Here is a 12788-nt window from a genome sequence, read left to right as displayed (position 1 = left end):
CCGCCGATGCGCTCCGTGCTCTCCGAAGCCCCAAGCCCAGTCCCAAGCCCCACGCCCCCCGCCCTGCCATGCCCGCAGATGTTCTACGTCGCACCCCGCACGATCGACCCCTGCGCCGATACCAGGAGCCGCAGTCATGCCCACGCCCCCGCCCACACCCGCACACCTGCCCACGCCCGCCGACTCCGCTCACACCCCGCCCCCGCCCCCGCCCCCGCCCCGGCCCCGGCCCCGGCCCCGGCCCCGGGCCCGGGGCCGGATGTCGAGGACCCGGGCCGCCGTCCTCTCCGGTGTCGCGTGTGCGGTCGGCCTCGCCTTCGCCGCGGTCGTGGCGGGGCCGGCCGCCAAGGACTGGTACGACAACCGGCACGACGAGGCCGCGTCCTACAGCTCCGGCAAGGAGGCCAAGCGGGACCGCGCCTCCGTGCCGCGCTGGCTGCCGGACGAGGCGAAGCGGATCGAGTACGCGATGAAGACCACGGGCGGCGACCGCCTCCTGAAGGCGACGCTGCCCTCGTCGTCCCTCCCCGAGGGCTGTGCGCCGCACAAGCCGGAAGCAGCCCCGCCGCCCCCTGCCATCGGGTCCGCCTGGTTCCCGCGGCACGCGGAGCAGCGGGCCGCGGCCCGCTGTGGCCTGTACTACGCGTACATGGAGGGGAACACCCTGTACGCGTGGCAGGCGAACGACGACTGGATCGCCGCGAACAAGGCCTGACGCTGGCCTGACCACGCACTATGCGGGTGAACAGCACCTCGAACCCCTGGTAGAGTTCTCTATGTCGCCGCGAGGGAAACCCCGCGGGGCCGACACCTTGTCCGGGTGGCGGAATGGCAGACGCGCTAGCTTGAGGTGCTAGTGCCCTTTATCGGGCGTGGGGGTTCAAGTCCCCCCTCGGACACTTTCTGTAGCAGCTGAAACCCCTGTTCATCAGGGGTTTTTTGCTTTTCTGGGGTGTGGCCACGGCCGGGCGCCGGCTCTAGGCTCACGCCACATGATCGATGAATTCGCGAAGGACCACCTGCACGGGAGACTGCGGCGGGACCGCGAGGCGCTGCTCTGGAAGCTCGACGGCCTGTCCGAGTACGACGCCCGCCGACCGTTGACGGTGACCGGGACCAACCTCCTCGGTCTGGTCAAACACGTGGCCGGCGTCGAGGCCCGGTACTTCGGCGAGGTCTTCGACCGGCCTTCCCCGGAACCGCTGCTGCGGTGGCAGGACCATGACGGCAGCGATCTGTGGGCGACCGAGGACGAGACCCGCGACCACATCATCGAGTCCTACCGGCGTACGTGGGCACACTCGGACGCGACCATCGACGAGCTTCCCCTCGACGCCCCCGGCCACGTGCCGTGGTGGCCGGAGCCTCATTCCGGCACGAACCTGTTCGCCGTCATGGTCCACGTCCTCGGCGAGACCAACCGGCATGCCGGGCACGCCGACATCCTGCGCGAAGGTGTCGACGGCCGAACCGGGATGCGGCCCGAACACGAGACGCGGGGCGATCGCGAGGCCCGCGACGCCTATTACGCGAAGATCGAACAGGCCGCCAGATCGGCCGCAGCGGCCAAGATGTAGCGGGCGGGCTCGGCGAATCGGGGTCGTCCGCTTCGTCGCGTGCGGAGATGGGCTGGATCGGGGGCGGGCGAGCAGGTGCTCGGGTGGGCCCCTGCTGCTCAGGGCCGGGCCGCTCCGGGCGGTCAGTCCGCAGCGCTCTTGATGCGCGGCCAAACGTCGCGCCGTGCCGGCGCGTCCATCATTGCCGATTCCCCTCCACAGGCGCAGGGCCGTTCCCTGAAGCCAGGAGGACGGTAGGCGGGACCCGCAGGCCAGGTCTATGGCACTTCGCCCATATTCGCGTTGTCGGGTAGAGGACCTTGACAACTTTGCCCGGGCTTGCGGCGCCCGGCGGAACAACCTCCGCAGCACCACAGCCCCCGACGACGCGATCCAGCCCGAGCAGCACGATCCAGCCCCAGCAGCACAGCAGTGCGATCCCGCCCCAACGGCGCGATGCCGCCCCGGGCAACCGGGGCGGCACCGAGTTCGATCGCTCGGCCGGGATCTAAGGTGTGGGATCGGGTGGCCGGGATCGGAGGAGTGGGGTCAGGTGGGTGGGATCGGAGAGGTGAGGTCGGGTGGGTGGGGTCAGTACGACGTGGTGATCGTTACGCCGGTGAACGCCGTCTGGCCGTACAGGCTGATGTAGCGGTAGCCGGCGGTCTTGTTGGTGATGGTGATGCTCTCCTTGTTGCCGGAGTTCACCGAGCGGGCGGTGTACGCCTTGTTGGTCGCCCAGGTGGTGGGGTTGTAGAACAGGTTGGCGTTGCCCGTGCCGCCGGTCGTGGTGATCTTGAGTGTCACCTTGCCGGCCGGCAGGTACAGGTAGAAGTAGTCCAGGTCGCCCTTGGCGCCCGAGAAGCCCGAGCGGGAGCAGTTCTGGCCCATGACACGGGTGTCGGGGTCGGTGCAAGCCGGCAGGCCGCCGGTCACGACGACCGACTTCGTGGCGGTGGCGCTGCGGCCCTGCGCGTCGGTCACGGTCAGGGAGACCGTGTACGTACCGGCGGCCTGGTAGGTCTGCGTCGGGTTGGTGGCCGTGGACGTCGTGCCGTCGCCGAAGTTCCACGAGCGCGTGGTGATGGTGCTGCCGGTGTCGGTCGACTTGTCGGTCAGGGTGACCTTCAGGCCGGAGACGGCCGCGTCGAAGGCGGCGGTCGGACCGCTGCTGGTGCCGCCGCAGGCGCCGGCCGCGCACGCGTCCAGCCAGGTGTTGAAGTCGGCGTCGTACCGGGTGCCGATGCCGGTGTGGTAGACGGCGTACGCGCCGTTGTAGTCACCGGAACGGAACTTGGCCAGCATGTCCTGCACGTCCGCCGGGTGCTTCTCCACCATGTAGCGGGTGGCCAGGTAGCCCCACGGATAGGTGCGGGTCAGGTCGGAGTTGCTGTACGCGCTCTCCCACAGGGTGCTCAGGGCGTAGGTGTGCTGGGCGGCGTCCGCGATGGCCTCGGTGTCGGCCATGCCGCGGTAGCTGTACGAGACGTACTCGGCGAAGCCCTCGATCCACCAGATGTCCGGCACGTCCTGCCCGGCGTTGAAGTCGCCGGCCATGTCGTAGCGGCCGTCGAGGTAGTGCGTGTACTCGTGGTTGAGGTTCCAGATGTCACCGGGGAAGCCGTCGCCCACGCTCTTCACGTACGACAGGAAGCGGGCCTGGTTGGCCGGGTCGGAGGGGTCGCCCTCCAGGTACTCGCCGCCGTTGTTGGTGCTGTTGCCGAAGATCCAGCCGGAGTACGTCTGGTAGTCCTTCGGGCTCGCGAACGTCACGATCTCGATGTTCGTGTTGTGGTCGTTCGCCACCGGACCGCTGTCCTTGACGATGCTGTGGAAGTACGCGTCCTGGCCCTTGACGCTGGTGCAGGCCGCGGAGAGCGCGGCATCGGTCAGCGACTGGGCGCGGAAGGTGTGGTCGGCGTCGCAGTGGTAGGTGATCGGCAGTGCCGCGGTGGTGAGTTGGCCGATGAAGTCGCAGGTGCCGTAGTACGAGCACTGCGCCTTGTCGTACGCGTCCGTCATCGCGCCCACCGCGACCCACAGCGGCGCGGTCGTGCCGGTGACGGCGGAGTTGGCCAGGAGGTTCTTGGCCAGCGGGCGCACCTTGGCCTGCAGGGCGGGCGTGTCGAGGAAGCGGGTCATCTCGCTGCCGGCGTTGGCGTCCAGGTAGAACCACGCGTCGTTCAGCTTCGCGAGGTGGTTCAGGGTGAACGTGCTCAGCGTGTCGATGATGCTCGGGTCGGCGGTCACCGCCGAGATGTACGCCGGGTTCCAGTGGCCGCGGAAGAGCGGTGTGAACACGTCGTTGACGGCCGTGTCCATGCTCCAGTACGCGTCGTAGGAGCTGTTGTAGGCGTTGAGCACCTTCTTGTACGTGTTCAGGTAGCGGGCCTGCTCGTTGGCGCTGTCCGTCAGGATCAGGACCTCGCCCATGATGTCGCCGTTGGCCGCGCTCACGTCCATGAAGTGCGGGGAGGCGGTGAAGACGTCGAGGGCGCCCTCGCTCGCCGTCGCCAGGGTGGCCCCGTAGGGGCCGACGGCGGAGGAGTTGTTGGACTGCACGTAGTAACCGGCGCGCAGGAACAGCACGAGCTGCCACACGTTGGTCGAGTTGTCGCCGGGGTAGGTGCGCGCCGTGTCCCGCAGGGCGTTGGCGACGGTCACCATCTGGGCCTCGCGGAACGCGTTGTACGCGTCGGTCCCGGTCAGGCCGAACAGCGTGTTGACGCAGTCCGTGGTGGACGCCTGGACGAAGGAGACCAGCGCGGATCCCGTCCGGCTCCCGAAGTCGCCCGGGGTGCAGGACGCCGCGGCGCCCCTGGCCGCCATGCCGTTCGCCTTCTGCGGGGCCGGCGCGGGCACCGGCTGCTTCGGCGGCAGGTGCTTGGCGTCGATCGGGCTGCGGCGGCTGTCGGAGCGATCGGTCACCTCGGCCTTCGAACCCACCAGCGGGGGCGCCGACTTGGCCGCGGCGCCGCCGGCGCCGGTCGCCCCGGCGGCCGGTCCCGGCGTTCCCGCCGGTCCGTTGGCGGCGGCCGCGCGGCCCTGCTGCGTCAGCATGGTGAGGCCCAGACAGAATGCGAGGGCAAGTATCAAGAGGCCGGTGAGACTTCGTCTCTGTCTCTCGGGTCGGGTGTTCACGTGCCGCCTCCCAGCGGTGTGAAGGCCGCGCCGGGGCGCGGCGGTGGGGGTACCGCGGGCCCCGGGTGCTGCGCCGCCATCCCGCGGCGGGGAGGTGCGCGCCCCGACTCAGGGCGCGCCGTCCCTGGTGCGGGACGCGGCGAAGCAGACCCGATGACCCACGGGCCGAACTGATCGTTTGGCATGAACGCGGCTCGCTCCTGCGCGTCTGTAAAATTGCATATGTCACATGGCTTGGGAAGGGAGCGCGGGTAAACCGGAGGTAATGACTGGGGGTTCCGGTGTCCCGCGAGCCGGCTCCTGCACGGCTCCCATGCCCGCGAGTGCTGCTCGGCGGCCCGCTGCTTCAACTCGCCGAACCGGTCAACTCCTGTGTGGTGGACGGGCGTTGGGCGTCCTGCCGGTCATGCGACCTCGGCGTCCCGGGGCTGTTCGTCCGTCTGCCGCAGGATCAGGCAGACGAAGCCGAAGCAGGCCCGGTACGTGCTCAGCCACTCGTCGCGGTGCGCCGTCGCCACCTCCAGGGCCTGCGCGCTGTCCGGGCCGCCCCGATGGTCCAGGGCCCACGACGCAAGCGAACCCGACCAGGCCCACTCGTAGGCGTCGAGCTCCTCGCGCGTGCTGATGTGGGCCTGGACCGGTGTCCAGCCGTCCCCGACGACCTGGTCGAGCGTGGACGCCAGATCGCTCAACTCGCCCAGCATCCGCACTGCTTCGGAGCTGGGATCGCGCTCCCAGAAGCCCTCCCCGACCAGGACGCGCCCGCCCGGCGCCAGCTGCGCGCGGGCCGCGGCGAGGGTGGGGAGCAGCCCGCCGAAGGCATGCGTGGCCCCGACGCTGAGCACCAGGTCGAATGGCTCGGGCGCGGTGAACCGCGCCGCCTCCGCGCGGTGCAGGGCGAGGCGCTCGTGGACGTCGCGACTACGGGCCGCCGCGCGGGCGCGCTCCAGCGCCGCCCCCGAGACGTCCACCCCCACCGCCCGCGCCGAGGGGTGGGCGGCCAGCAGGCGCAGCAGCCATTCGGCTCCGCCGCAGCCTAGGTCGAGGACGCGGGAATCGTCCCGGACGACGGCATGCTCAAGGAGCCGCCGCACGGAGTCGTCGCCGAGCGGAGCCGCGATCGGGTGTGCCGCGTGGGCGAGTTGGGAGATCTGTTCACGGTTCATCGGGGGAGCGTCGCAGCACAGGGGCGCGTCACGCATCCGGATTGCGGGTCGCTCGGGACGTGTCACGGCCGGCGTCGCCGGGCGGTTCGGCCGCGTGGGCGAGTCTGGCTGCCAGGGCCGCGACCAGGCCGCGCAGGGCGTCGGGGCGCTCGATGACGAACGGCAGGTCGAGGCCGGCGAGCACGGCCGGAAGCCAGTCGAGCCGCTCCACCCGCAACTCGGCCCGGAACCAGGGCGGTTCGGACACGCCGCCGCCCGGTGTCAGCTCGGTGAGGGTGGCGAGGCTCGCGGGCAGGCCGGCGCGGATCCGCTCGACCGGTCCCTGGACGCGGAGAGTGACCTCATGGCGGTACGGGGCCCCGGCGAGCGCGGACAGAACGCGCTCGACCGGGTCGACGCCCGAGGGCGGGGTGAACGAGCCGGGCAGGGTCCGTGCGTCCTGGACGCGGTCCACCCGGAACGTGCGGTCCGCGCCGATGGCGGGATCCGCTCCGGTGACGTACCAGTTGCCCGCGTGAGCCACCAACCCGTAGGGATGCAGGGTGCGTTCACTGCTGTGGCCGTCGGCCGCGACGTACCGGATCGCCACCGGCCGGTGGTGGCGGGCGGCGTCGGCGAGGGGGAGCAGAACGGTGCTGCGGGGCGCCGCCGGGCCACGGGGCCGGCCTGCGGCGCCGCCCCGCGCGGCCTGCGGCGTCGTGATCGCGAGGGTGTCGAGCAGGGCGTCGAGTGCGCGGCCCAGGCGCGTGGGCAGCACCCGGCGGATCTTGGCCGCCGCGGTCTCGCTCGCCACGTCCGCGCCCGGCATCAGGCCGACGCGCCGGCCGGCGATCAGACCGAGCAGGACGGCCAGCGCCTCGTCGTCGTTCAGCATCAGCGGTGGCATCCGGTAGCCGGGGGCCAGCCGGTAGCCGCCGTGGCGCCCGCGCACCGAGACCACGGGCACGTCGAGTTCCAGCAGGTGCTGGACGTAGCGGCGCACCGTGCGCTCGTCCACACCGAGCCGCGCGGCGAGTTCGGGCACGGGGCGGACGCCGCCGGACTGGAGCAGCTCCAGAAGGGCGAGCACACGGGCGGTGGGTCGGGCCATGCCGAAAGTCTCTCGCGCATACCGGGCGGATTCTGTCCGGTATGAATCGTAGCGTGATCCCACATCCGCACTCAGGGAGAGCACCATGGACTTCGTCTCGATCCGCGTCATCACGGGCGACATCACCCGCCTCGTCACCTTCTACGAGCGCGCGACCGGCACAGCGGCCGACTGGTCCACCGAGGACTTCGCCGAACTCAGGACGGCGTCGGCCACCCTCGCGATCGGCAGCACCCGCACGGTCCCGATGTTCGCGCCCGGCGCCGCGCACCCCGCCGACAACCGGAGCGTCATCCTCGAATTCCGGGTCGCGGACGTGGACGGCGTCCACCGGAACCTGATCGACTCCGGGCTGGTCGAGGAGTGCGTTCAGGAGCCCACCACGATGCCGTGGGGCAACCGCTCGCTCCTCGTGCGCGACCCCGACGGCCACCTGGTGAACTTCTTCACCCCCGTCACCGAGGGCGCTCTGGCGCGGCTCGGTGGGTGAGGGGCCGGCCTACTATGCAACCGGACGAGTAGCCGCCGCGGCACACCGCGGTGGGGCGTGAAGGGCACGGGGGCATCGGTGGGCAAGGCGTGGCGGGGCTGGGAGCGGGCGGGACGGCAGAGCGCCGAGGAGATGATCGCGGAGGCGCGCAAGGCGCTCTTCGTCATGGTCGGCTTCATGGCGGTCGTCTGGGCCCTGCAGATCGTCAACTGGCTGTCCGACTACCGGCTCGACCTGGACTTCGGGGTCGTTCCGCACGACATGAGCCGGCTGCCCGCCATCCTGGTCGCCCCGTTCCTCCACTTCGGGTGGAGCCACATCGAGGCCAATTCCGGGCCGCTGTTCGTGTTCGGATTCCTGGCCGCCTACCGGGGCGTGGTCCGGTTCCTCTGGCTCACCCTGCTCGTCGCGGTCACCAGCGGCCTCGCGGTCTGGGTGTTCCAGGGCACCGACACGCTCGGGGTGGGCGCCAGCGGCGTCATCTTCGGCTACTTCGGATACGTGGTGCTGCGCGGGCTCTTCGACCGGCGCCTCGTCGACACACTGATCGGTGTCGTGATGGCGGCGTCCTTCGCCTACCTGGTGACCGTCGCCGTGCCCGGCACCCCCGGCGTGAGCTGGCTCGCGCACCTCGGGGGACTGGTGGGCGGCATGGCCGGTGCGTACGTCCTGCGCGACCGGCACCCCGGTGCCGCGGCCGTCGACGACGGCCCGGCCGCCCTCGGCCGGGCTTCCGCACCGGGCGCGCCGGATGCCGGCAGCCGCGCCGATCTGCACAAGGAACTCCGCGACCTCGGCCTGCTCTGAAGGCGCCGGGCCGGGCAGGACCCGGCCCGCCGCACTATTCGGTGTCGCACAGACCGCCGAAAGCGCAGACTCGCTCCATGGCGGACATCTGGGCATTCAGGGACGCGGTCGCGCACTGGGCGGCGGGCGGGCCCGGCGGCGGACCGACCGAGTCGGCGGCCGAACTCGGCCTGCACACCGCGGTGTTGCTGGAAGGGGCGAGCGACTTCGCGGCCGTCGAGACGCTGGCCGCACGGCGCGGACGGGACCTCGGCGCCGAGGGGGTGTGCGTCATCGCCATGGGCGGCGCGATGAGCGTGGGCCGCTACGCCGGCCTGCTCGGCCCGCCCGGCCTCGGCCTGCGCCTGACCGGGCTGTGCGACGTACGCGAACGGCGCTACTACGACCGCGCCCTCCAGCGGGCCCGGGCGCCCCTGCCCGGATACTTCGTGTGCGAGGCGGACCTGGAGGACGAGCTCATCCGCGCGCTCGGTACGGCCCGGGTCGAGGCGATCGTCGCCGCCGAGGGTGACGATCGCGCCTGGCAGACGTTCCTGCACCAGCCCGCACAGCTCGACCGGCCCCGGCCGCTGCAACTGCGCCGGTTCCTCGGCACGAAGAAGGGCCGCAAGATCCGGTACGGCCGCCTTCTGGTGGAGGCCCTCGACCTCGCGGAGGTACCGGCCCCGCTCGACGCACTCCTCGCCGCGCTGTGAGCGTGCGGCCAGACCGCCGAACGGGCCTTGCGGGGCGGGGGAGTTGCGCTGTCAGAGTTGGTCAGCCGAACATCGTCGGGCGAAATTCGTCAGTCGATCCGCGTCGGTTGCGCTGCCCCGGTCGCCCCGGATCAGCTGATTCCCCCGAGTCAGCCGGGTCAGCCGGGTCAGCCGGGTCAGCCGGGCCAGCCGAATCCCGCCGAGCCGCGTCAGCGGAACCGGGCCACGAACCGTCGTTGCCACGGCGTCTCGACCGCGCGCCGCGCATAGTGCTCCCGTACATGGGCGACCGCGTCCGCAGGGGGGAGGCCGTCCAGGACGGCCGTCCCGGTGCGGCCGAGGCCGCCGCCGCACGCCACCTCCACCCGCTCCCGCCCCGCCCGCGCCATCAGCTCGCGCAGCGCGTCCGCGAAGGCGGCGCGGTCGGTGGGCAGCCAGAAGTCCGGCCAGCGCACCCAGCGGCTCTCCCAGGCGACCGGAGCGGGCCTGCGGCCCCGCAGATGGAGGGCGAACGCGGGCACGGGCCCGGCCGGCAGCGGCTTGCGCAGCCCCCGACCGCGGACCAGCAGTCCCGAAGGCAGCCGCAGGACGCCGTCGGCTGTCGAATCCCAGGTCGCGTTCATGGCGCGAGCCTAACGGGGCGGGGGCGGCGCCGTTGTGCGGGCGGCGCGGGCGGTGCGGGCAGCCGTCCGGCGGCCGGGCCGGGCAGTCCCGGCCCGGCCGTGGGCGAGCACGCTCCCGTACCGCTCGCAACTCCGGCACCGCCATGCGGGCGCGACCCGGCGGGCCTAGCGTGGAAGCGGACTGAAGTCCTCTGTCCGGACGTCCTCGAACGGCAGGAGGCCCCGCCCATGAGGCATGCACGGATCCAGTGGCGCAGAGCCTGCGCCGGGGTGGCGGCAGCCGCCCTGCTGGCCTTCCCGGTGGCGGCCGGGAGCGCGTACGCCGCCACGACACCCCCGGCGACCCCGTCCTCACCGGCGTCGAGCTCACCCTCGGACTCCACGGCGCCGTCCGCGACCACGTCGCCCTCAGCGTCCACGTCGCCCTCAGCGTCCACCTCGCCCTCCGCGTCCACCTCCCCGTCCGGGTCCGCGTCGAGCGACGGCGGTTTCGCGCAGCTCACTCCCGCCGTGGCCGCGCGCCTGGACAGCGCCGTGAAGAAGGTCATGGCCGAGGCGGACGTGCCCGGAGTGATGGTGAGCCTGTCGGCCCCCGGCAAGGGGACTTACGTCCGCACCTTCGGCGTCGCCGACAAGGCGAAGGGGACGCCGATGACGCCGGACCTGTACATGCGCATCGGCAGCGAGACCAAGACCTTCACGGTCACCGCGGTGCTCCAGCTGGTCGACCAGGGCAAGCTGGGCCTGGACGACCCGATCGGCAAGTACGTCCCGGGCGTGCCCAACGGCGACAAGATAACGCTCCGTCAACTGGCTGAAATGCGCAGTGGGTTGTTCAACTACTCGGCGGACGAGGCGTTCGACAAGGCGCTGCTGTCCGACCCGACGCGGCCGTTCACCCCGCAGCAGCTGCTCGCCTACTCCTTCAAGCACCCGGTGCTGTTCCAGCCGGGCAAGGACTTCCTGTACTGCAACACCAATCTGGTGCTGCTCGGTCTGGTCGTCGAGAAGGCGAGCGGCATGCCGCTCGCCGCGTACATCAACCAGAAGGTCGTGAAGCCGGCCGGGCTCACCCACACCGTCTTCCCGACCGACGCCGCCTTCCCCAGCCCGCACGCCCAGGGCTACACCAACCAGACCCTGTCCGGAAAGGTCGAGGTGACCACGGACTGGAATCCGTCCTGGGGCTGGGCGGCCGGCGCGATGATCTCCGACCTCGGCGACCTGAAGAGCTGGGCGCGCACCGTCGCCACCGGCTCCCTGCTCTCGCCCGGCACGCAGGCGCAACGCCTGAAGACGGTTCCGTCGGCGATCCCCGGCGCGGGCTACGGCCTCGGCATCTTCAACGTCCAGGGCTGGATCGGCCACAACGGCTCACTGCCCGGCTACGAGTCCCTGACCGTGTACCTGCCCGAGGCACAGGCGACCCTCGTGGTGCTGCTCAACACGGACATCCAGCACGACGGGAACGAGCCGAGCACGCTGTTCGGCCAGGCGGTCACCAAGATCGTCACGCCGGGCCACGTGTTCGACATCCCCGTGGTGGAACCCCCCGCCTCGCCCTCCTCCTCGGCCTCGTCCCGGTAGGGGAGGGGCGCGGCGCGGGCGCGTGAGCGAGGCCCGGCCGCTCCGGAACACGGCCGAGGCGGGCCGCCCCCGACCGGGGACGGCCCGCCTCGCACGCCGGGGACTGCCGGTCCGGCCGGCTAGTCCGTGCCGAACTCCATCGCCGCGCGGTCCAGGAGTTCGTCGTCGCCCGAGACCTCGCCGCGGGAGGCGATGACCTCCGCGCCGCCCTCCGGCATGGCGCCGATGAGGCCGGTCGCCGCGGCCTGGGCCGCGCCGATGAGCTCCGGGTGGGCGGTGCCGACGATGCCGAGCCCCGCGTACTGCTCCAGGCGGGCGCGCGAGTCGGCGATGTCGAGGTTGCGCATGGTCAGCTGGCCGATCCGGTCCACGGGGCCGAACGCGGAGTCCTCGGTGCGCTCCATCGACAGCTTGTCGGGGTGGTAACTGAACGCGGGGCCCGTGGTGTTGAGGATCGAGTAGTCCTCACCGCGGCGCAGCCGCAGGGTGACCTCGCCGGTGACGGCCGAGCCCACCCAGCGCTGGAGCGACTCGCGGACCATCAGCGCCTGCGGGTCGAGCCAGCGGCCCTCGTACATCAGACGGCCCAGCCGGCGGCCCTCGTTGTAGTACTGGGCGAGCGTGTCCTCGTTGTGGATCGCGTTCACGAGCCGCTCGTAGGCCGCGTGCAGCAGGGCCATGCCGGGGGCCTCGTAGATGCCCCGGCTCTTGGCCTCGATGATCCGGTTCTCGATCTGGTCGGACATGCCCAGGCCGTGGCGGCCGCCGATGGCGTTGGCCTCCATGACGAGGTCCACCGGGGAGGCGAAGTCCTTGCCGTTGATGGTGACCGGGCGGCCCTGCGCGAAGCCGATCGTCACGTCCTCGGTGGGGATCTCCACCGACGGGTCCCAGAAGCGCACGCCCATGATCGGCTCGACCGTCTCGACACCCGTGTCCAGGTGCTCGAGGGTCTTGGCCTCGTGGGTGGCGCCCCAGATGTTGGCGTCCGTGGAGTACGCCTTCTCCGTGCTGTCCCGGTAGGGCAGGTCGTGGGCGAGCAGCCACTCCGACATTTCCTTGCGGCCGCCGAGCTCGGTCACGAAGTCGGCGTCCAGCCACGGCTTGTAGATCCGCAGGTGCGGGTTGGCGAGCAGGCCGTAGCGGTAGAACCGCTCGATGTCGTTGCCCTTGAACGTCGAACCGTCGCCCCAGATCTGGACGTCGTCCTCCAGCATCGCCCGCACCAGGAGCGTGCCGGTGACGGCGCGGCCCAGCGGGGTGGTGTTGAAGTAGGCGCGGCCGCCCGAGCGGATGTGGAACGCGCCGCAGGCGAGCGCGGCCAGGCCCTCCTCGACCAGCGCGGCTCGGCAGTCGACCAGGCGCGCGATCTCGGCACCGTAGGCCTTGGCGCGGCCGGGCACCGACGCGATGTCGGGCTCGTCGTACTGGCCGATGTCGGCGGTGTAGGTGCACGGGACGGCACCCTTGTCGCGCATCCACGCGACCGCGACGGAGGTGTCGAGGCCGCCGGAGAAGGCGATGCCGACGCGCTCGCCGGCGGGCAGGGAGGTGAGAACCTTGGACATGGGAAGAGTATGCATCTTCCTGAATGTTTATGCAAGCTGCTCCTGTGCATACGCGTGACCGGCCC

General features: G+C 71.5%; 11 protein-coding genes and 1 tRNA gene. 7 read left to right on the top strand and 5 right to left on the bottom strand.

What is annotated here, in order from left to right:
* Positions 1 to 259: 259 nt before the first annotated feature.
* From ACGF3I_RS08015 to ACGF3I_RS08005, 3 genes are all read left to right on the top strand, one after another.
* Positions 260 to 715, top strand: a complete 456-nt coding sequence (locus ACGF3I_RS08015) for a hypothetical protein (RefSeq protein WP_393129778.1) — start codon at positions 260 to 262, stop codon at positions 713 to 715.
* 99 nt (positions 716 to 814) lie between these two features.
* A tRNA-Leu gene (locus ACGF3I_RS08010) sits at positions 815 to 899 on the top strand.
* Between the two features lie 93 nt (positions 900 to 992).
* On the top strand, positions 993 to 1577 hold the full coding sequence (locus ACGF3I_RS08005; protein WP_393129777.1) for a DinB family protein: 585 nt from the start codon (positions 993 to 995) through the stop codon (positions 1575 to 1577).
* Between the two features lie 570 nt (positions 1578 to 2147).
* Here ACGF3I_RS08005 and ACGF3I_RS08000 read toward each other — a convergent pair.
* From ACGF3I_RS08000 to ACGF3I_RS07990, 3 genes are all read right to left on the bottom strand, one after another.
* Entirely contained in the window at positions 2148 to 4616 is a 2469-nt protein-coding gene (locus ACGF3I_RS08000) for a collagenase (protein WP_393129776.1), read from the bottom strand.
* A gap of 485 nt (positions 4617 to 5101) precedes the next feature.
* Positions 5102 to 5863: an SAM-dependent methyltransferase gene (locus tag ACGF3I_RS07995; protein WP_393129775.1), complete on the bottom strand. Its 762-nt coding sequence runs from the start codon at positions 5861 to 5863 to the stop codon at positions 5102 to 5104.
* A gap of 28 nt (positions 5864 to 5891) precedes the next feature.
* On the bottom strand, positions 5892 to 6953 hold the full coding sequence (locus tag ACGF3I_RS07990; RefSeq protein WP_393129774.1) for a helix-turn-helix transcriptional regulator: 1062 nt from the start codon (positions 6951 to 6953) through the stop codon (positions 5892 to 5894).
* 85 nt (positions 6954 to 7038) lie between these two features.
* Here ACGF3I_RS07990 and ACGF3I_RS07985 point away from each other — a divergent pair, with 85 nt between their 5' ends.
* The 3 genes from ACGF3I_RS07985 to ACGF3I_RS07975 all read left to right on the top strand — a co-directional run bounded on the left by ACGF3I_RS07985 (position 7039) and on the right by ACGF3I_RS07975 (position 8945).
* A complete protein-coding gene (locus ACGF3I_RS07985; RefSeq protein WP_393129773.1) occupies positions 7039 to 7443 on the top strand; it encodes a VOC family protein in 405 nt (134 codons plus the stop codon).
* Positions 7444 to 7500: 57 nt separating this feature from the next.
* Entirely contained in the window at positions 7501 to 8250 is a 750-nt protein-coding gene (locus ACGF3I_RS07980; RefSeq protein WP_393129772.1) for a rhomboid family intramembrane serine protease, read from the top strand.
* Between the two features lie 77 nt (positions 8251 to 8327).
* Positions 8328 to 8945 carry a TOPRIM nucleotidyl transferase/hydrolase domain-containing protein gene (locus ACGF3I_RS07975; RefSeq protein ID WP_393129771.1) on the top strand — a complete coding sequence of 206 codons (618 nt, stop codon included), beginning with the start codon at positions 8328 to 8330 and terminating at the stop codon, positions 8943 to 8945.
* Positions 8946 to 9154: 209 nt separating this feature from the next.
* On the opposite strand, the gene ACGF3I_RS07970 is transcribed toward ACGF3I_RS07975, so the two are convergent.
* On the bottom strand, positions 9155 to 9568 hold the full coding sequence (locus tag ACGF3I_RS07970; RefSeq protein ID WP_393129770.1) for a protein phosphatase: 414 nt from the start codon (positions 9566 to 9568) through the stop codon (positions 9155 to 9157).
* A gap of 228 nt (positions 9569 to 9796) precedes the next feature.
* Between ACGF3I_RS07970 and ACGF3I_RS07965 the strand changes: the two genes are divergently transcribed.
* Positions 9797 to 11155, top strand: a complete 1359-nt coding sequence (locus ACGF3I_RS07965; RefSeq protein ID WP_393129769.1) for a serine hydrolase domain-containing protein — start codon at positions 9797 to 9799, stop codon at positions 11153 to 11155.
* Between the two features lie 119 nt (positions 11156 to 11274).
* Here ACGF3I_RS07965 and argG read toward each other — a convergent pair whose 3' ends face one another.
* On the bottom strand, positions 11275 to 12723 hold the full coding sequence (gene argG, locus ACGF3I_RS07960) for an argininosuccinate synthase (RefSeq protein ID WP_393129768.1): 1449 nt from the start codon (positions 12721 to 12723) through the stop codon (positions 11275 to 11277).
* Positions 12724 to 12788: the final 65 nt, after the last annotated feature.

Source organism: Streptomyces sp. NPDC048111, assembly GCF_043202815.1.
Classification (GTDB): Bacteria; Actinomycetota; Actinomycetes; order Streptomycetales; family Streptomycetaceae; genus Streptomyces.
The sequence above is the reverse complement of the archived record's forward strand: the minus strand, read 5'-3'. Positions and strand labels throughout refer to the sequence as shown.